The sequence below is a fragment of the Halorhodospira halophila genome, from assembly GCF_016653405.1.
GTDB classification, from domain to species: domain Bacteria; phylum Pseudomonadota; class Gammaproteobacteria; order Nitrococcales; family Halorhodospiraceae; genus Halorhodospira; species Halorhodospira halophila_A.
Window position 1 is genome coordinate 1 of the sequence record NZ_NHSN01000022.1, and the last position, 18448, is coordinate 18448.

The following is an 18448-nucleotide window of genomic DNA, read 5'->3' on the forward strand; positions in this document are numbered from 1 at the left end:
GTTGCTCTTGGCCTTCTTGTTGCTCATCTGACACCTCCGTCTTGGTCCAGGCGGGGGCAGTCAAAGGCTCAGGGCGCCCTGACTATACCCCCGGGGGAGGTGTCCAGGCCAAACGGGGTGCGGAGGAGGAATACCCAAAAAACGCAGGCGGGCGGGGCTGGCAACGTTGCAATAGGTATCGACGTTGGGGGCAACCGCAACGAAGTCCATCGGCTCGGTTCGCCCGGAGAACCGACCGGCACCGATGTCGCAGACGTAGCGAAACGCAGAGCCAACCGACTGACTCAGCATCAGGTCCCCCACGGCCGGCGTCGAGAACTCGCCGGAATCCTGGGCACCCTCGGTCATGCTGAATGCACAGTCCGCCGTCACCCGCGACTCCTGCAGAACCGGCACCGAAGGCTCCCGGGCGTAAGTCTGCAGCATCTGTGAGCGCCCGTATGGCATGACGGATTACCCTTCGGGCACGTCGCCTTGTTGCCTGACACTAAAGCCAGCCAGGCTCCAATTGCGCTACCAGCGCTAGAGTTCCTCGTTGTCCCGCGTAAAGCGGGCATCCTTGCCCGCCGGCGTGGCCAATCTGATCCCTGAGTCAACCGCGGCCTGCAGCTATTAACTACGCTGGGCGATATGAATTAAGTCTTCCAGGGTGAAGTGCCCTTCCTTCTTCGAGGGTAAGGTCGGTTTCCACTCAGGCGCGTGGTTCAGGAAGCTGGCCCGATCACCTTCCAGGAGGCCGATCAGCACTTCGGCAACGATCTGACCGCCGACCTCGCCCAGCCGTTTGCCGGCCTCACGCACCTCGGCCTCACGCAGGACGTAGTACCACAGCGGAGCGGGCACCGGTGCAGGGGTAGGCATACCAGGTACTTCGCCCCAGAGCTCGTCCTGGCTCAGCACATTCGCCCCCATGCAGGCGGCCACTGATTGCCCCGAAGGCAGAGAGAAAGCGGCCCCACGCTTGAGATTGCGGGTGGCCAGTGAGCGAGCCTCATCGGGGATACCGGCCGGCACCACCGAGTCGGGCAGAAACAGCAGTGACTCGTTGAGCCGGGTATTGATCAGCCGACTGGGCTGCACACCCTCGCCGTCGCCCAGGAACCCGGCCCAATCCACCGTATGCTCCTTGGCGACGGGCGCGCCGCCGCGCAGATCGACGAGCTCCGATGCGTCGCGCGGCGCATCCGCCTCACTCGGGAAGAGTCGCGCTCCGCCCGCGGTCTCGTTGATCGCGTACCCAGCCCGGACCTGACCGTGCCCGAACCGAAAGGCAGCCACGCTGAATTCCACCGGCATGTAAGGCTCTTCGGCGAACCAGTAGTGGCGTCGCCCGTTCTCGAGGATATCGTCCACCCGCGCTTGGCCGCAGATGCGTGGCAGGTAGTCGTGCAGGACAACCCACTGATAATGCCAGCGAACCAGCCTCTGGGCCTCTTCAAAGTCCTGGCCCGCCTCCTGGTCGAACACCTGATTGTGAAATTTGGCGAAGGCCAGGTGCATCTGCGAGACGATGAGGTTTTCATCGTTCCTGGGGTCGCCGATGATCGCGACCCCCTGGTGGTTCCGCAGGATGTCGTGGTCGCCCTCGGCCGAGGTAAGGAGCCGGCCCTCACCATCGTACAGATAAGGCTGCGCCGCAGGGCCGGCACCGTAGACGGAGTCCAGTTCCAGCATGGGAATGCGAAAATTACGCACTGCCAGGGGATCATTCTGGGATTCCAGGCTGGAGGTAGGGTCAAACGTGATGTCGTGATCGACGAACTGACCGAAGAAGGTGAACCCGGCGGGAATACCGGGATTATCACCCTCATCGTCCAGGTCGTCTTTCATGGGGCCATCAGCGGCACCAAGGGCATCAGGCTGCGCGGGCTGCGGGAGATGCGACTCCTTCAACGAGCGCAAATGGGGAAACATCCGGCCAAACCGGCCGGGCTGACCGAACACGCTCTTTTGAGGGCAGTGGCCTCTGAGATATTCGCCGTGCATGGGGGGGCACTCCTCAAGGACTGACAGATCAAGGGCGCTTGACTGACCTCCCCTGTGCGCGCAAAGGGGCACTCCCTATCCCTTGCTGGGCTTATAGCTGCTGTGCTTGAAATGTCAAGCGGCAGTTGCGGCGCGGACACCGCCGGCGCAGAGGAGGGGGAACGCTGGGTCGCTCACACGCCGAGCGCATCGCCTGATACGCAGCCCAGTCACACCACCAGCACTAGGCCTGGAGGCTCGCTCCTCGGAGCATAAAAAAAGCCCGGCCCTTACGGGCCGGGCTTTTCGGATGTTGGCGCGCCGGGGAGGATTCGAACCCCCAACCTTCTGATCCGTAGTCAGATGCTCTATCCAGTTGAGCTACCGGCGCTATAAAGCGCTTTATTCTGCCGTTGACTGCTTGCCGAGTCAACCGTTGTTTTGGCGGAGAGAGAGGGATTCGAACCCTCGAAGGGCTTTCGCCCTTACTCCCTTAGCAGGGGAGCGCCTTCAGCCACTCGGCCATCTCTCCGTAGGGTGCGTACCTTAAGGGATAGACCCCCTCCCCGTAAACCCTCGAGCTACTGCGAATCGGCACCCTGCCCAGGGGCCGCCTCCGGGACATCGCCATCCTTCTCGTGACGGATCCGCTCATAGATCTCTTCACGGTGCACGGAGACATCCCGCGGCGCATTTACACCGATTCGCACCTGGTTACCCTTGACCCCGAGCACCGTCACACTGACATCGTCGCCGATCATCAGCGTCTCGCCCACTCTCCTCGTGAGTATAAGCATCGAACTTGACTCCTTGATTATGCCACCGCTACCGGCGCCTCTTGAGCGGGCGGCCGCTTCGCCCTCCAGGGCGGTCCGGGACCTAGCCGTCACCCCTTTGCGCCCCGAAGGACCGAAACTGCGCTACTCGTCGGAGAGACCCTCAAGCTCGGCCACGGGCTGGACATCCAACTCAAAGGCCTTGTGCAGGGCGCGCACGCCAAGCTCCAAGTATTTCTCCTCGACAACCACCGAGATCTTGATCTCCGAGGTTGAGATCATTTGGATATTGATCCCCTCGTTGGACAACGCACGGAACATGGTGTTCGCCACGCCGGCGTGGGAACGCATCCCGACGCCGACCAGGGAGAGCTTGACGATCTTGTCATCGCCATAAACCTCCCGGGCCCCCAGCTGTTCGGCGTTGTCCCGGACCAGATCCAGGGTGGCCTGATAATCGCGCTTGTGGACCGTAAACGTGAAATCCGTCAGCCCCTGCTGGCTGATGTTCTGGATGATCATGTCCACTTCGATGTTCGCGTCGGCCACCGCCCCGAGGATCTTCGCCGCGATCCCCGGCGTGTCCGGCACCCCGATAACAGAGATCTTCGCTTCGTCGCGATTGAACGCAATACCGGAAATCAGCGGCTCTTCCATTCCCTCTTCCTCGTAGGTGATGAGCGTTCCAGGCCCTTCTTCGAAGCTGGACAGCACCCGCAGGGGGACGCGGTACTTGCCGGCGAACTCCACGGCCCGGATCTGCAGGACCTTGGAGCCTAAGCTGGATAGCTCCAGCATCTCGTCGACCGTAATACGGTCCAACCGCCTCGCCTCGGGCACGACGCGCGGGTCGGTGGTGTAGACCCCATCCACGTCGGTATAGATCTGGCACTCGCTCGCTTCCAGTGCAGCTGCCAGCGCCACGGCCGTGGTATCGGAACCGCCACGGCCCAGCGTGGTGAGCGCGCCTTCCTCGTCGACACCCTGGAAGCCCGCGACCACCACGACACGTCCCCGCTGCAGATCCTCTTGCAACGGCTCAGCATCGATATCGAGGATCCGCGCCCTGCTGAATGAGCTGTCGGTCAGGATCCGCACCTGCGCACCGGTGTAACAGCGCGCCGGACAGCCGATCTGCTCCAGCGCCATGGTCAGCAGGGCGATGGTGACCTGCTCACCGGTGGACAGAAGCACGTCCACTTCACGTGCCGGAGGATCGGAGTGGATCGACTCGGCAAGCTCGACCAGGCGATTGGTCTCACCGCTCATCGCGGAGACGACGACGACCACGTCCTCTCCGGCCTCGCGGCTGGCCTTGACCTTCTCGGCCACTGCCTGGATGCGCTCGGTCGTCCCGACCGAAGTTCCACCGAATTTTTTGACTACCAGCCCCATGGGCATTCCTCAGCTAGCAGGGGCGCCTCACCCTCCTATTGAAAGCATTATAGGATGGTTATAAGACGCCATTAAGTCAAGTTATCCTTAATCCAGGCTTCTACAGAAGCCAACGCATCATTGACGCGGCTTGGGTCTTTCCCGCCCGCTTGGGCGAAGTCCGCCCGTCCTCCGCCACGCCCCCCGACCTGGGCGGCGACATGATTAACCAGATCACCGGCGGAGAGGCGATCGGTCAGATCCTTGGTCACGCCCGCGACCAACTGAACCTTCTCGCCCTGGACCGCCGCCAGCACGATCACCCCGCTACCGAGCTGGTTCTTGAGCTGATCCAGTGTATCCCTCAACCCCTTGCCACCCCCCTCAACGCAGGTGGCCAGGAAGCGGACACCGGCAACCTCGCCAGCATCGTCCAGCAGTGACCGACCGGCCTGGGTCGCGAGCTTCTGCTTGAGGCGCTCAATCTCTTTCTCCTGCTCGCGGGCGCGCTCGCTGAGCTGCTCGACTTTCATCACCAGGTTGTCGGGACCCACCCGCAACAGATCCGAGAGGCGATTGAGTCGCTCCTCGGCCTCTTGGACCCAGCCAAGGGCACGCTCACCGGTCAACGCTTCGATACGGCGCACCCCGCCGGCAACGCCGGTCTCGTCAACAATCTTGAACAGACCGATGTCACCGGTCCGCGCGGCGTGGGTGCCGCCACAGAGCTCCCGGGAATAATCACCCACCGAGATCACCCGCACCGTATCCCCGTACTTCTCACCGAACAGGGCCATGGCCCCAGCCTGCACCGCGTCCTCGTAGGCCATGTTCGCGGCCTCGACGGGGTGGTTGGTGAGGATCTCCTCGTTGACGCGCGCCTCGATTCCCGCCAGCTCTTCGCGCGACGGCGCCTCGTAGTGGGAGAAATCGAAACGCAGCCGGTCCGGTGCCACGAGAGACCCCTTCTGCTGGACATGGTCGCCGAGGACTTCGCGCAGGGCTGCGTGCAGCAGATGGGTGGCAGAGTGGTTGCGCACGGTCGCTTCGCGAGTCCCGCGATCCACCCGAGCGGTCACTTGGTCCCCCACGCCCAGCTGGCCCGCCTCAAGCCGCCCCAGGTGGCCGTGGGCGTCTCCCTGCTTGACGGTGTCCTCTACCCGGAAGCGTAGCCCGTTGGCCAGGATCTCGCCGCGATCGCCCACCTGGCCACCCGATTCGGCGTAGAACGGGGTCCGGTCAAGAACCACCATGCCCTGCTCACCAGCCTGCAGCTGCTGCACCGAGCGGCCATCCTGATACAGGCCGGTCACCGAGCCGACATCCTCCAGCGTCTCGTAGCCAGTAAAGCGACTCTCCCCGGCATCGACCACTTCTTCGCGGGCACCGCCGAACCGGCTCGCCGCCCGCGCGCGCTCGCGCTGCTCGGCCATGCGCGCCTCGAAGCCTTGATCATCCACCTCCAGGCCGCGCTCGCGGGCGATATCGGCGGTCAGGTCCACCGGGAACCCGTGGGTGTCGTAGAGCTTGAACACGACCTCACCGTCGATCACCCCGCTGTCGCTGCCCGAAAGGTAGTCGTCGAGCAGCGCGAGACCGTCCTCGAGGGTCTCGCGAAAGCGCTTCTCCTCCTGGAAAAGGATCTTCTCGACAAACTCCCGGCGCTCGCGAAGCTCAGGGAACGCCTCCCCCATGACCGTGTCGAGCGACTCGACCAGGCGATAGAAGAACGGCTCATCGATGCCCAGCTGGTAGCCGTGACGCACGGCCCGGCGAATAATGCGTCGCAGCACATAGCCGCGCCCCTCCGTGGAGGGCAGCACCCCGTCGACGATCAGGAAGGAGCAGGCCCGGATGTGGTCGGCGACCACCTTGAGCGACGGCTTGCGCCGGTCGGCCACCCCGGCGATCTCGCCGGCAGCATCCAGCAACGGCGTGAACAGGTCCGTCTCGTAATTATCGTGAACGCCCTGCATGACCGCAGCCAGACGCTCCAGCCCCATGCCGGTGTCGATGGATGGGCTCGGTAGCGGGTGCAGATTGCCCTCGGCGTCGCGGTCATACTGCATGAAGACGAGGTTCCAGACCTCGATATAGCGGTCGCCGTCTTCGTCCTCGGACCCCGGCGGACCGCCCGCAACCTCGGGGCCGTGGTCGTAGAAGACCTCGGAGCACGGACCACAGGGGCCGGTATCGCCCATGGACCAGAAGTTATCGTGGGCACCGATGCGCCGGAAGCGCGCCGGATCCACGCCGATCTCTTCCAGCCAGATCCGCGCCGCCTCGTCGTCGTCCTCGTAAACCGTAACCCAGAGCCGTTCGGCCGGAAGGCCGACCACCTCGGTGAGGAATGTCCAGGCGTAGCGGATGGCATCCCGCTTGAAGTAATCGCCGAACGAGAAGTTGCCAAGCATCTCGAAGAAGGTGTGGTGCCGGGCGGTGTAGCCGACGTTCTCAAGATCGTTGTGCTTACCGCCGGCGCGCACGCAGCGCTGGCTGCTCGCGGCCCGCTGGTAGCCGCGCTGCTCCCGCCCGAGAAACACCTCCTTGAAGGGGACCATCCCGGCGTTGGTAAAGAGCAGCGTCGGGTCGTTGGCCGGCACCAACGGCGAACTCGGCACGACCTCGTGCCCCCGCTCCCTGAAGAACTCCAGGAAGGCGGCGCGCAACTGCGCCGATGTCATGTTCTCACCCATACGGGCCCCTTTCGTCGTCTTCGTCCGCGGCGGCCACAGCCGCACGCACCTGTTCTGCCGTAAACCCGCGCCTTTGCAGGAATTGCGCCTGCCGCAGCGCCTCTCGACGATCCGCAGGAACGACCGCGCCGAAGCGACGCTGACGGACCGCGCGGGCCTGCTCCCACCAATCGACACCGGCGTCCGCCAGCGCCTCGTCGATCACACCGCCGATCACTCCGCGCTGGCGAAGCTCCTGCGCGATACGCACCGGACCCTGGCCCCGCTCGACGCGGCTGCGCACAAAGACTTCCGCAAAGCGCGTCTCGTCCAGCAACCCCTCATCGACCAGGGCCTCGAGCACCGGCTCCACCTCGCCCGGATCGAAACCGCGGCGGGCCAGCTTCTGCGCCAGCTCACGCCGCGTGTGCTCGCGCCGGCCCAGCAGGCGCAGGGCTACATCCCGCACAGCCCCGGGCTCCACCCCGGCTTCGCTCATGCCCCCTTGCCGGAGTCCGAATCCGAGCCGGAACCGTCGCCCTCGGTCGCTTCGGCCTCGGGAATAGCCGTACCGAGGACCTTCTCGCGGATGCGGGCCTCGATGTCGGCGGCGATCTGCGGATTGTTGCGCAGGAATTGCCGGGCGTTGTCCTTGCCCTGCCCGATGCGATCCCCGTTGTAGCTGTACCAGGCACCGGACTTGTCCACGAACCCTTGGGCGACGCCCATGTCGATGATCTCACCCTCGCGGGAGATCCCCTCGCCGTAGAGGATCTCGAACTCCGCCTGCTTGAACGGCGGTGCCATCTTGTTCTTGACCACCTTGACCCGGGTCTCGTTACCAAGGACCTCGTCACCTTTCTTGATGGCCCCGAGGCGGCGGATGTCCATGCGCACCGACGAGTAGAACTTGAGCGCGTTGCCACCGGTAGTGGTCTCGGGGCTGCCGAACATCACACCGATCTTCATGCGGATCTGGTTGATGAAAACCACCAAAGTGTTGGAGCGCTGGATACTGCCGGTGAGCTTGCGCAGCGCCTGGGACATCAGCCGCGCCTGCAGACCCACGTGGGAATCGCCCATCTCGCCTTCGATCTCGGCCTTCGGCGTAAGGGCGGCCACCGAGTCGACCACCACCACGTCGAGCCCTCCCGAGCGGACCAGCATATCGGCGATCTCCAGCGCTTGCTCGCCAGTATCCGGCTGCGAGACCAACAGGTCGTTGATATCCACCCCGACCGCCTCCGCGTAGTCCGGGTCTAGGGCGTGCTCAGCATCAACGAATGCCGCCGCGCCACCGGCCTTCTGCGCCTCGGCGATGATGTGCAGGGTCAGTGTCGTCTTCCCGGACGACTCCGGCCCGTAGATCTCGACCACCCGCCCGCGCGGCAGGCCACCAATACCCAGCGCCACATCCAGGGCCAGTGACCCGGTGGAGATGCTCTTGACATCCCCGCGCACGGCGCGGGCGTCACCCATGCGCATGACGGCGCCCTTGCCGAACTGCTTCTCGATCTGCCCCAATGCGGCGCCGAGCGCCTTCTTGCGATCGTCATCCATTTCCGAATCCACCTCGTCGCGTGATTGCCCCATGATGACGGGCTCCGGCGCCCCCTCGACCCGGTCTGCGTCCCTGCCACCGGCCCGCCGCCAGGGTCGCGGATTATTCCACAACCCGGCCGAGTCTTTCACCCGGCACCATCGAACGATTCTAACAGCCCCGCCGGCATCCTTGGCGCCGTCACGCCCCCTGACTCGAGGTATCGGCCGCTAGCGCCCAGCGCTGGAGTATCTGATATAGACGCGGCCTGTCCGCACCACCGCTCAAGCCGCCCCCCGGCAACGCTCCAGCAGCCCTTCAAGGGCCATAGCCACGCTGGCCCGGCGCACGGCGTCCCGATCCCCTGGGAACCGGTACATCCGGGCCTGGACCCCGGCCGGCGACCCCCAGGCGATCCACACCGTGCCCACGGGCTTGGCCGCCGTCCCGCCCTCGGGGCCGGCGACACCAGTCACCGCCACGCTGTGGGTCACCGGCGCGCGGCCCAGCACCCCAAGGGCCAACGCCTCGGCCACTTCCTGGCTGACCGCGCCGTGCTGCTCGATCAGTCGCTGCGGGACGCCTGCCAACTCCCGCTTGGCCGTATTGCTGTAAACCACCAACCCACGCTCGAACCAGCTGGACGCACCACCACCATCGGTCAGGATCTTGGCCAGCAACCCGCCCGTGCACGACTCCGCCACCGCCAGACTGAGGTCGTATCGCTGCAACGCCTCACCAACCTGTCGCGCGTGCTCTTGCAGTGTGCGGTCGTCGTGTACCATATCTCCCCCTCATCCAACGCGGCACCGGAATCACCCCATGGCAGCAGCTACCCAAGAGGCCGAAACCGCCGAGGCAGGCGCCGGACACACCCCGATGATGCGACAGTTCCTGCGCATCAAGTCGGAGTATCCGGAGACTCTGCTGTTCTACCGGATGGGTGATTTCTACGAACTATTTTATGAGGATGCCGAGCGCGCCGCGAAACTCCTCGACATCACCCTGACCACCCGGGGCGAATCAGCGGGCGCGCCGATCCCGATGGCCGGCGTACCAGTCCAGTCCGTCGAGAGCTACCTCGCCCGCCTGGTCCGGCTCGGCGAGTCGGTGGCCATCTGCGAGCAGATCGGCGATCCCAACGCCGCGAAGGGGCCGGTGGAGCGCCAGGTGGTGCGGGTGGTCACCCCCGGCACCCTGACCGAGGACGCCCTGCTCGAGGAGCGCAGTGCCAACCTGCTCACCGCCGTGGCCCCAGGGCCCAAGGGCCGATTCGGCGTGGCTTCCCTAGAGCTCTCCTCCGGGCGCTTCTCGGTGCTCGAAGCACCCGACCAGGAGTCCCTCGCTGCCGAGCTCGAGCGCCTAAGGCCCGCGGAACTCATCCTCCCCGATGATGACCAGACTCCGGCGCCGGAGGGGGGATGCGTGGCACAGCGCCGCCCGCCGTGGCACTTCGAGCACGATACAGCCCGGCGCCTGATCCTGCGCCAGCTGGGCACTCACGACCTCTCCGGTTTCGGCGCCGAGGAGCTGCACGCCCCGGTGACCGCCGCCGGTGCGCTCCTGCAGTACATTAATGAGACTCAGCGGGCTGCCCTGCCCCACGTGGGCGCCCTGACCGTCGAGTCGAGGGACGAGGCCATCACCATCGACGCCGCCAGCCGGCGCAACCTGGAGATCGAGCGCAACCTCTCCGGGGGGACCGAGCACACCCTGGCTTCGGTGATGGACACCAGCGTCACCGCGATGGGCGGCCGGCTGCTGCGCCGTTGGCTCCAACGCCCCCTGCGTCAGAGCGGGACCATCGCTGCCCGCCATGCCGCCGTGGCTGCCCTGGCCGACGGTGCCTTCGCCGACGTGCGCAACGCCCTAGAAGGCTGCGCCGACGTCGAGCGCATCCTCGCCCGGGTCGCCCTCGGCACGGCGCGCCCCCGGGATCTGACCGGCCTGCGCGATGCGCTGGAGCGTCTGCCCCAGCTGCAGATCCTTCTCGGGCAGCTCAACAGCCACCGCCTGCAGGAGCTTGGGGTCGAGCTCGATGAACACCCGAAGACCGTCGACCTGCTGCAGCGGGCGATCATCGATGCACCGCCGGCAACCGTGCGTGACGGCGGCGTCATTGCTGACGGCTTCGACGGCGAACTCGATGAGCTGCGCTCGATGTCGCGCAATGCCGATGACTACCTGGCTGCGCTGGAGGCCGAGGAGCGGGCGGCCACCGGGATCCCGACCCTCAAGGTGGGCTTCAACCGAGTCCACGGCTACTACATCGAGGTCAGCCGCAGCCAGAGCAGCCAAATGCCGGAGCGCTACACCCGCCGCCAAACCCTCAAGGCGGCCGAGCGGTTCATCACCCCGGAACTCAAGCGCTTCGAAGAGCAGGTCCTTTCCGCCCGCGAGCGCGCCCTGGCCCGCGAGAAGGCGCTCTACGAAGAGCTGGTTGCCGGCCTCGCCACCGAGCTAACCCCCCTCCAGCACAGCGCCGCCGCACTGGCCGAGCTAGACGCCCTGGCCGCCTTTGCCGAGCGGGCCCGGACCCTCGACTATGTCCAGCCGGAGCTGGCCGACACCCCCGGGGTACGCATCGAGGGCGGCCGGCACCCGGTCGTCGAACAGGCCCTGGATGCCCCCTTTGTGCCCAATGACGTCCGCCTGGACAACCGCCGGCGCATGCTGCTGATCACCGGTCCGAACATGGGCGGCAAATCGACGTACATGCGGCAGACCGCCCTGATCACGCTGTTAGCCTACGCCGGCGCCTTCGTCCCGGCGCAACGCGCGGTCCTGGGCCCCATCGACCGCATCTTCACGCGCATCGGTGCCGCCGACGACCTTGCCTCGGGCCGCTCCACCTTCATGGTGGAAATGACCGAAACGGCCAACATCCTCCACAACGCCACCGCCGAGAGCCTGGTGCTGATGGACGAGATCGGCCGCGGCACCAGCACCTTCGATGGCCTGGCCCTGGCCTGGGCGACGGCCGAGCGCCTCGCCACGCGCATCCGGGCCTTCACGCTGTTCGCCACCCACTACTTTGAGATGACCGCCCTGGAGCAAATCCACCCCGGGGTCATCAATGTCCACCTGGAGGCCGCCGAACACGGCGAACGCATCGTCTTCCTGCACGCCGTGCGCGACGGCCCCGCCAACCAGAGCTACGGACTGCAGGTGGCCGCCCTCGCCGGGGTCCCGCAGGAGGTCCTCCAGGCAGCTCGGGAGAAGCTGCGCAGCCTCGAGTCGGGCGATGGCGACGACAGCGGCTCCGCCCAGCTGCCGCTGTTCGGCCCCGAACCGGTCCTGCAGCCGCCGGCGCAGCCGGAGCCCGAACCGGACCCGGTCCGCACGGCGGTCGAAAACCTTGACCCGGATGGGCTGACCCCGCGGGAAGCCCTCGAGACCATCTATTGGCTGAAGGGACAGTGCGAGGAGTAGGACCGCGGTGCATGAGTCGTTAGAATGCTCGCCGCGGGTAGGGTGCCCGGTTGGGCACCATCACCTCCCAGGTGAAGGACCTGAAACGGCAACGGAGCCAGTTACATGACCTACGTCGTCACCGAGAACTGCATCAAGTGCAAGTACACCGACTGCGTGGAGGTCTGCCCCGTGGACTGCTTCCACGAGGGGCCGAACTTCCTGGTCATCGACCCGGATGAGTGCATCGACTGCACCCTCTGCGAGCCGGAGTGCCCGGCCGAGGCTATCTACTCCGAGGACGACCTGCCGCCGTCCATGGAGCACTTCCTAGAGCTCAACGCCGAGCTCGCCCAGAAGTGGCCGCTGATCACCGAGAAGAAGGATCCGCCGCCGGACGCCGAGGAGTGGGACGGCAAGCCGGACAAGCTCCAGCACCTGGAGCGCTGAGCCTCCGGCCGGGTTCAGCCGCGCGGGTGGTGCGCGGCATGGAGCTGTTGCAGACGCTGCCGGGCCACGTGGGTGTAGATCTGGGTGGTGGACAGATCGGCGTGGCCCAGCAGCATCTGTACAGCACGCAGATCCGCACCGTGGTTGAGCAGATGCGTGGCGAAGGAATGGCGCAGCGTGTGGGGCGAGATGGCCGGATCGATCCCCGCTTCGACGGCGTAGCGCTTGACCCGGTACCAGAAGGCCTGACGCGTCAGCCCTTCTCCGCGGCGCGTCACGAATAGGGCTTCGGCCACCCGACCACCAAGCAGCAGCGGACGCACCTCATCCAGGTATCGGCGCAGCCAGTCCAGGGCCTCCTCGCCTAGCGGGACCAGACGCTCCCGCCCCCCCTTGCCGACGACCCGCACCAGACCCTGGCGCAGGCTTACCCCGTCCACCCGCAATGCCACCAGCTCCGAGACCCGAAGCCCGGTGGCGTAGAGCACCTCAAGCAGACAGCGGTCCCGCAGTCCCAGCGGCTCGTCGGTATCCGGCGCAGCAAGCAGGGCCTCGACCTGGCGCTCGGTCAGCGTGCCCGGCAGGGGGTGGCCGAGACGGGGCGCCTCGACCTCGGCGGTGGGATCCTCGCCACGGACCCCGGTCGATACCAGCCGGCGATAGAAGCGGCGCAGGCTGCTGAGCAGACGCGCCGTGGTCCGCGGCCGCGCCCCGGCGGCCACCCGCTCGGCCAGATAGGCCAAGACATCGCTGCGCTGCGCCGTGGCAAGCCCGCCCCCGTGGCGCCGGTCAAGGAACGCGGCAAACCCCTCCAGGTCCGAGCGATAGGCCGACAGGGTCGCATCGGAAAGCCCCTGCTCGGCCCACAGGGCGTCGAGAAAGCCCTCGATCTGCGCGGCATCCTCGGCGCCGGGGGCGGGCCGCTGCCGCGGCCGTCCCCGGCGCTCCCCACCTTCGACCCCCTGGCTCCGCCGTCGGCTCAGCGCGCACCTCCATCACCGGTGGTCGTCCCCTGCCCGTGGGCACCGCTACCAGGCCCGTGCCCCTCGCTGTATCCAAAGGCACGCAACAGCTCCAGCGGAAGCGGGAAGACGATCGAAGAACTCTCATTCTCGTTGGCCACGGTGACCAGCGTCTGCAGGTAGCGCAGCTGCAGCGAGGCCGGGCTCTGGCCGAGCACCTCGGCGGCATCCCGCAGCTTCTCGGCCGCCTGCATCTCGCCTTCGGCGTGGATGACCTTGGCCCGCCGGGCACGCTCGGCCTCGGCCTGCTGAGCGATGGCCCGGATCATCGACTCGTCGATATCGACGTGCTTGATCTCCACGTTGGCCACCTTCACGCCCCAGTAGTCCGTCTGCTGATCCAGGATCTCCTGGATGTGCGCGTTGAGCTTGTCCCGCTCGGCCAGCATCTCGTCGAGCTCGTGCTGGCCAAGCACCGATCGCAGCGTGGTCTGCGCCAGCTGACTGACCGCCGAGAGGTAGTCCTCAACATTGATAATGGCCCGCTGCGGGTCGATGACGCGGAAGTAGAGCACCGCGTTGACGCCGACCGAGACGTTATCCCGCGAGATCACATCCTGGCTCGGTACGTCCATGACCACCGTGCGCAGGTCGACGCGGACCATCTGCTGGATGAAGGGGATGACCAGGATCAGGCCCGGGCCCTTAACGCTCCAGAAACGCCCGAGCTGGAAGATCACACCTCGCTCGTACTCGCGCAGGACCCGGATCGCCGAGACGACGATCGAAAGCAGCACGGCGAGGACGACAATAAGAACGGTTTCCATGGGTATACCCCTCAGGCACGGTACGAATGCGCCTTCTCAGCATAGTCGCCCCCGGGGCGGGCTCGCTACCCGTACAATGGGGCCATGGAATGGCAAGGTTGGATCCTCCACTGCCGCGCCGGCTACGAGCAGAGCCTCGCCTCCGAGGCTACCGCAGCGGCGCGCGAAATCGGCGTACACGGCTATTGCCGGGCACGGGAGCAGAGCGCCTATGTGGTCTTCCACGCCCCGGCCGGGGACGCCCCGCAACAGCCACCGCCATTGGTCTTTGCACGCGCTGCAGCCGGCCTAGTCGACGAGCTGCAGGGGCTCCCGGAAGGCGGCCGCGCGGAAGCCATTGCGGCGGCGCTGCCCCCGGCGACCGGCGGTGCCTCCCCATGGCTCGAGTACCCGGACAGCGACGAAGGCCGCCCCCTGGCCCGCTTCTGCCGACGCTTCGCTGGCCCCCTGCGCCACGCGCTGACTCAGGCCGGGGTGACTGCCGGCGATCCGCAGCAGCGTCTGCGCCTGCTGTTCCCCGACTCCCGCCACTGCTTAGCCGGTGTCGGCCCTGCCAGCGGTTGGCCGGGCGGCATCCCCCGGCTGCGGATGCCGCGAAGCGCGCCAAGCCGCTCGGTGCTCAAGCTCGAGGAGGCGCTCCACCGCCTGGTTCCGGAGCACGAGCAGCCCTACCCCGGCGAACACGCCGTGGACCTCGGGGCGGCCCCGGGCGGCTGGACCTGGCTGCTGCGCGAGCGCGGGCTCACCGTGACCGCCATCGATAACGGCCCGCTCGCCCCGGACCTTGCCCAAGATCCCGGTGTCGAACACCGGCGTACCGACGCCTTCCGCTTCCGGACACGAGCGGAGGTGGACTGGCTGGTCTGCGACGTCGTGGACCGGCCGCAGGGGATCACACGCCTGATGGCACAGTGGCTGCGCGAGGCGCGGGCCAGGGCGGCAGTATTCAATCTGAAGCTGCCCATGCGCCGTCCACTGGAGACCGTGCGCCACGCCCTGGAGGCGATCCGAGCCACCGGCGCGCGGGTGCACGCCGCGCAGCTCTATCACGACCGTGAGGAGATCACCGTCTACGCACGGCGGACGGCCTCGCGGAATCGGTCGTAACGTATTATCCTATAGATCCCTATCTGTACTCCGCCCGGTGCCGGACCCACCGCACCGGCCAGACTCCGATCACGACAAAAGCCTATGGATCTCAACGAGTTAAAGGAGACCTTCGAGTTCATTGAGGACTGGGAGGAACGCTACCGCATCCTGATCGACCTGGGCCGGCAACTGCCGGAATTCCCGGAGGCGGAACGGACTGAGGCCAACCGGGTGGAGGGCTGCACCAGCAACGTCTGGCTGGTGTGCCGGCGCGATGAAAACGACCCGCAGCGGCTGGTCTTCCTCGCCGACAGCGACGCTTTCATCGTCAAGGGATTGATTGCGCTGGTGCTCATGGCCTACTCCGGCGCCACGCCGGACGAGATCCAGCGAACCGATATCCGTGAGGTGTTCCGCCAGCTGGGACTGGAGCGCAACCTCAGCCCCAACCGGCGGGACGGCTTCTTCGCCATGGTCGATCGCATCCATGAGCTGGCCGCCGAGGCTCAGGCCGCCTGAGCCACCGGAACAGGTCGCAGACGCAAGCCACCCACCAGGCGCCAACCAACTCAGGACGGATGAACCGAGACCCCTTGCAGAAACAACCCGATATCAAGCAGCGGCTGCAGGAACTCTCCCTCGACCAGCTGCGGGAACTCCACCGAGCCATCGACCGGGAGATCGAGGCGCGTTCCTTTGCCGACAGCCTCGAGGCGCAGATGCGTCTGTTCATGCGCCGTCGCGACCAGTAGGCAGCCAACCGGGGCCCCCTTGCGCAGACTGACCCTCGCCATCACCCCGCTGCTGCTTGCCACGCTGGCGGTCGGCTGCAGCCGCGCCGCTGTGGACGGCCCGGCAGACTCGCCCGGCGAGACACCCGCCTGGGGTGAGGGGTACATCCTCGCCGACGACGGTTACCGGCTACCTTACCGACGCTGGGGCCCCGAGCACGACGACAGCGCCGACGCTGTGGTTCTGGCGCTGCACGGGCTCAATGACTATAGCCGCGGCATGCGCTTCGCTGCCGAATACCTCGCCGAGGGCGGGGTCGCCACCTACGCCTACGACCACCGAGGTTTCGGTGAAACCGGGGACGCGGGCACCTGGCCTGGGGGGCAGGCACTGATCGACGATGCCGCCACGGCCGTCGAGCTGCTGGCCGAACGCTACCCCGATACCCCGCTCTACCTCATGGGCCATAGCATGGGCGGGGCCATCGCCATGATCCTGGTCGCCGAACAATCGCCGGAGGCGATCACCGGCACCGCGCTCCTGGCCCCGGCGGTCTGGGGGCGCGAGGCGATGCCCTGGTATCAGCGCACCGGCCTGTGGCTCTCTTCACGCCTGACCCCCGGTCTGCGCCTGAGCGGCGAGGATCTGGGGGTCGATCCGACGGACAACCCCGAGGTCCTCGAGGAGTGGCGAGAGGATCCGCTCATCCAGCGCGAAGTCAGTGCCCGCGCCTTGGCCGGGGTCACCGACCTCATGGACCGCGCCCTAGAGGCCAGCGAGCAGCTGGACTCGCGGGCACTGATCCTTTACGGCGAGCAGGATGAGGTCATCCCGCCAGAACCCACCTGTCTGATGCTCCATCGGCTCCCGCAGCGCCCGCCGGGACAGTGGCGCCTGGCCCTCTACCCGGAGGGCCATCACCTGCTGACCCGCGACCTGCAGCGCGACCGCGTACACGCGGACCTGCTTGCCTGGCTCCAGGACCCGGAGGGGGCGCGTCTCCCGTCAAGCCACGAGGTCGGGCATCGGGAGGGGCTGTCGCGACTGTGCGGTCACCGCGACTGAGCCGCCCCCTCACCCCGGGGCGACGAACCATCATTGACATGATTAATATCAAATCGACGCTTTGACAGCGCCCGCCACTCGTATACATTGAGCAAACATCGCGAGAGATCGATATAACCGATCCGCGGCGCTTCACAAGCGGACAAAAAACAACTGCAGCATGCAGTCAGGAGGAGCGAGATGAACGACCACTCCCCATCCGGGTCCGAGGGGCTCGACCTCAAGCGCCTGGTGGAGGCCTGCAGCCGGCGAGACTTCCTCAAGCTCTCCGGGATGAGCACCGGGGCGATCGCGGCCGGCGCCCTCGGGGCGGGCACCCTGCTCCACAGCGAGCCGGCCCGGGCGGTTCAGACCAACGCCCGCATCGTGATCGTCGGTGCCGGCGCCGGCGGGCTCAACGCCGCCAACCGCTTGCGCCGGGCCCTGGACGGCGCCGAGATCACCCTCGTCGACCGCCGCGAGGACCACTACTACCAGCCCGGACTGACGCTGGTGGCCACCGGCGAGTGGCCTCGGAGCAAGACCGAGGACCGTAACGAGCGTTACGTCCCCAGCGGGGTCAACTGGGTCAAAGCGATGGTCGCCGAGTACGACCCGGAGAACAACCGCCTCGTCACCGACGAGGGCGAGACCTTGGAGTACGACTACCTGGTCGTGACCACTGGTCTGGAGCTGCGCTTCGACCGCATCGACGGCATGAGCGCCGACCTGATCGGCTCCCACGGCATCGGCTGCGTCTACGACAACCCCGGCAACGCGTCCGCCACCTGGAACGCGGTGGAGAACTACCTGCAGGAAGGCGGCAAGGGCCTGTTCATCCGCCCGCCGGGGGCGATCAAGTGCGCCGGCGCCCCGCTGAAGATGAGCATGATCACCGAGCACCGCCTGCGCCAGCGAGGCATGCGCGGCAATGCCGACCTCCATTACTACGCCCCGGGCGACGGCCTGTTCTCACAACCGGATATCGACGAGTTCCTCAAGCGCCACTTCCCCGAGGAGCGGGACATCGACGTGCACTGGCACCACCGGGTCAAGGGCATCGAGCCGGAGCAGAAGCGGGTCACCTTCGAATCGGACGGGGACGGGGAGTACACCGAGTCCTACGACTTCATCCACCTGCCGCCGTCGATGAGCGCCCCCGAGCCGCTGCGCGAGAGCGATCTCGCGGCCCGGGAAGCCCCCTACGCTGATGGCGGCTGGTTGGAGGTGGATCAGTACACGCTCCGGCACAAGCGCTACCCGAACGTCTTCGGAGCCGGCGACTGCTGCGGCGTGCCGATCGGCAAGACCTCGGCCACGGTCAAGAACATGACCCCGGTCATGGTCGAGAACCTGATCCGCGTCATCCAGGACCGGGAGCCCACCGCCGAGTTCGACGGCTACACCTCCTGCCCGCTGATTACCGAAATCGGCCAGGCGATCCTGGTGGAGTTCAACTACGATCTGGAAATGACGCCCTCGTTCGGCTTCATCAGCCCCTACCGCGAGCACTGGATGGCCTGGGTGATGAAGGAGCACCTGCTGCTCCCGGCCTACAACGCCATGCTCCACGGCCGCATGTCCTGAACCAGCGAAGGGGGTA

17 protein-coding genes and 2 tRNA genes are annotated in these 18448 nt (G+C 66.5%); 7 read left to right on the forward strand and 12 right to left on the reverse strand.

The window, feature by feature from the left end:
- Positions 1-60: 60 nt before the first annotated feature.
- The 10 genes from CCR79_RS08895 to CCR79_RS08940 all read right to left on the reverse strand — a co-directional run bounded on the left by CCR79_RS08895 (position 61) and on the right by CCR79_RS08940 (position 9115).
- A complete protein-coding gene (locus CCR79_RS08895) occupies positions 61-426 on the reverse strand; it encodes a hypothetical protein (RefSeq protein WP_201171112.1) in 366 nt (121 codons plus the stop codon).
- Positions 427-612: 186 nt separating this feature from the next.
- Positions 613-1986, reverse strand: a complete 1374-nt coding sequence (locus CCR79_RS08900; protein ID WP_201171115.1) for a peroxidase family protein — start codon at positions 1984-1986, stop codon at positions 613-615.
- Between the two features lie 293 nt (positions 1987-2279).
- Positions 2280-2356, reverse strand: a tRNA-Arg gene (locus tag CCR79_RS08905).
- 51 nt (positions 2357-2407) lie between these two features.
- Positions 2408-2497 (reverse strand) — tRNA-Ser (locus CCR79_RS08910).
- 49 nt (positions 2498-2546) lie between these two features.
- Positions 2547-2762, reverse strand: coding sequence for a carbon storage regulator CsrA (csrA, locus tag CCR79_RS08915; protein WP_201171118.1), 216 nt, complete (start codon positions 2760-2762; stop codon positions 2547-2549).
- Positions 2763-2885: 123 nt separating this feature from the next.
- The gene (locus tag CCR79_RS08920; protein ID WP_201171121.1) at positions 2886-4136 is read right to left on the reverse strand and encodes an aspartate kinase; all 1251 of its coding nucleotides are present in this window, start codon (positions 4134-4136) and stop codon (positions 2886-2888) included.
- A 71-nt stretch (positions 4137-4207) separates the two neighbouring features.
- On the reverse strand, positions 4208-6799 hold the full coding sequence (gene alaS / locus CCR79_RS08925; protein WP_201171178.1) for an alanine--tRNA ligase: 2592 nt from the start codon (positions 6797-6799) through the stop codon (positions 4208-4210).
- A 4-nt stretch (positions 6800-6803) separates the two neighbouring features.
- Positions 6804-7289, reverse strand: coding sequence for a recombination regulator RecX (gene recX / locus CCR79_RS08930; RefSeq protein WP_201171124.1), 486 nt, complete (start codon positions 7287-7289; stop codon positions 6804-6806).
- The gene (gene recA, locus CCR79_RS08935) at positions 7286-8350 is read right to left on the reverse strand and encodes a recombinase RecA (protein WP_201171181.1); all 1065 of its coding nucleotides are present in this window, start codon (positions 8348-8350) and stop codon (positions 7286-7288) included. Before recA ends, recX begins: the two co-directional genes overlap by 4 nt.
- 264 nt (positions 8351-8614) lie before the next feature.
- The gene (locus tag CCR79_RS08940) at positions 8615-9115 is read right to left on the reverse strand and encodes a CinA family protein (protein WP_201171127.1); all 501 of its coding nucleotides are present in this window, start codon (positions 9113-9115) and stop codon (positions 8615-8617) included.
- A 37-nt stretch (positions 9116-9152) separates the two neighbouring features.
- Between CCR79_RS08940 and mutS the strand changes: the two genes are divergently transcribed.
- Together mutS and fdxA are read left to right on the forward strand one after the other, a co-directional pair.
- Complete coding sequence (gene mutS / locus CCR79_RS08945) at positions 9153-11762, forward strand: DNA mismatch repair protein MutS (RefSeq protein WP_201171130.1); 2610 nt, start codon at positions 9153-9155, stop codon at positions 11760-11762.
- A 105-nt stretch (positions 11763-11867) separates the two neighbouring features.
- Complete coding sequence (gene fdxA / locus CCR79_RS08950) at positions 11868-12191, forward strand: ferredoxin FdxA (protein WP_011814444.1); 324 nt, start codon at positions 11868-11870, stop codon at positions 12189-12191.
- 14 nt (positions 12192-12205) lie between these two features.
- Here the strand turns inward: fdxA and xerD are convergent, their stop codons facing one another.
- Together xerD and CCR79_RS08960 are read right to left on the reverse strand one after the other, a co-directional pair.
- Positions 12206-13081, reverse strand: coding sequence for a site-specific tyrosine recombinase XerD (xerD, locus tag CCR79_RS08955; protein WP_238632550.1), 876 nt, complete (start codon positions 13079-13081; stop codon positions 12206-12208).
- Positions 13082-13170: 89 nt separating this feature from the next.
- On the reverse strand, positions 13171-13980 hold the full coding sequence (locus CCR79_RS08960; protein ID WP_201171132.1) for a slipin family protein: 810 nt from the start codon (positions 13978-13980) through the stop codon (positions 13171-13173).
- 84 nt (positions 13981-14064) lie between these two features.
- Here CCR79_RS08960 and rlmM point away from each other — a divergent pair, with 84 nt between their 5' ends.
- The 5 genes from rlmM to CCR79_RS08985 all read left to right on the forward strand — a co-directional run bounded on the left by rlmM (position 14065) and on the right by CCR79_RS08985 (position 18432).
- Entirely contained in the window at positions 14065-15087 is a 1023-nt protein-coding gene (gene rlmM / locus CCR79_RS08965; protein WP_201171134.1) for a 23S rRNA (cytidine(2498)-2'-O)-methyltransferase RlmM, read from the forward strand.
- An 84-nt stretch (positions 15088-15171) separates the two neighbouring features.
- Positions 15172-15588: a SufE family protein gene (locus CCR79_RS08970; RefSeq protein ID WP_201171135.1), complete on the forward strand. Its 417-nt coding sequence runs from the start codon at positions 15172-15174 to the stop codon at positions 15586-15588.
- 74 nt (positions 15589-15662) lie between these two features.
- Complete coding sequence (locus tag CCR79_RS08975; protein ID WP_201171187.1) at positions 15663-15821, forward strand: hypothetical protein; 159 nt, start codon at positions 15663-15665, stop codon at positions 15819-15821.
- 19 nt (positions 15822-15840) lie between these two features.
- The gene (locus tag CCR79_RS08980) at positions 15841-16866 is read left to right on the forward strand and encodes an alpha/beta hydrolase (protein WP_201171136.1); all 1026 of its coding nucleotides are present in this window, start codon (positions 15841-15843) and stop codon (positions 16864-16866) included.
- A gap of 180 nt (positions 16867-17046) precedes the next feature.
- Positions 17047-18432: an NAD(P)/FAD-dependent oxidoreductase gene (locus tag CCR79_RS08985; protein ID WP_201171137.1), complete on the forward strand. Its 1386-nt coding sequence runs from the start codon at positions 17047-17049 to the stop codon at positions 18430-18432.
- The last annotated feature ends 16 nt before the right edge of the window (positions 18433-18448 follow it).

What these genes read in the sequence shown, in the direction of transcription:
- CCR79_RS08895 (WP_201171112.1), bottom strand. Translation starts at nt 426, where the DNA reads ATGCTGCAGACTTACGCCCGGGAGCCTTCGGTGCCGGTTCTGCAGGAG.
- CCR79_RS08900 (WP_201171115.1), bottom strand. Translation starts at nt 1,986, where the DNA reads ATGCACGGCGAATATCTCAGAGGCCACTGCCCTCAAAAGAGCGTGTTC.
- csrA (WP_201171118.1), bottom strand. Translation starts at nt 2,762, where the DNA reads ATGCTTATACTCACGAGGAGAGTGGGCGAGACGCTGATGATCGGCGAC.
- CCR79_RS08920 (WP_201171121.1), bottom strand. Translation starts at nt 4,136, where the DNA reads ATGGGGCTGGTAGTCAAAAAATTCGGTGGAACTTCGGTCGGGACGACC.
- alaS (WP_201171178.1), bottom strand. Translation starts at nt 6,799, where the DNA reads ATGACATCGGCGCAGTTGCGCGCCGCCTTCCTGGAGTTCTTCAGGGAG.
- recX (WP_201171124.1), bottom strand. Translation starts at nt 7,289, where the DNA reads ATGAGCGAAGCCGGGGTGGAGCCCGGGGCTGTGCGGGATGTAGCCCTG.
- recA (WP_201171181.1), bottom strand. Translation starts at nt 8,350, where the DNA reads ATGGATGACGATCGCAAGAAGGCGCTCGGCGCCGCATTGGGGCAGATC.
- CCR79_RS08940 (WP_201171127.1), bottom strand. Translation starts at nt 9,115, where the DNA reads ATGGTACACGACGACCGCACACTGCAAGAGCACGCGCGACAGGTTGGT.
- mutS (WP_201171130.1), top strand. Translation starts at nt 9,153, where the DNA reads ATGGCAGCAGCTACCCAAGAGGCCGAAACCGCCGAGGCAGGCGCCGGA.
- fdxA (WP_011814444.1), top strand. Translation starts at nt 11,868, where the DNA reads ATGACCTACGTCGTCACCGAGAACTGCATCAAGTGCAAGTACACCGAC.
- CCR79_RS08960 (WP_201171132.1), bottom strand. Translation starts at nt 13,980, where the DNA reads ATGGAAACCGTTCTTATTGTCGTCCTCGCCGTGCTGCTTTCGATCGTC.
- rlmM (WP_201171134.1), top strand. Translation starts at nt 14,065, where the DNA reads ATGGAATGGCAAGGTTGGATCCTCCACTGCCGCGCCGGCTACGAGCAG.
- CCR79_RS08970 (WP_201171135.1), top strand. Translation starts at nt 15,172, where the DNA reads ATGGATCTCAACGAGTTAAAGGAGACCTTCGAGTTCATTGAGGACTGG.
- CCR79_RS08985 (WP_201171137.1), top strand. Translation starts at nt 17,047, where the DNA reads ATGAACGACCACTCCCCATCCGGGTCCGAGGGGCTCGACCTCAAGCGC.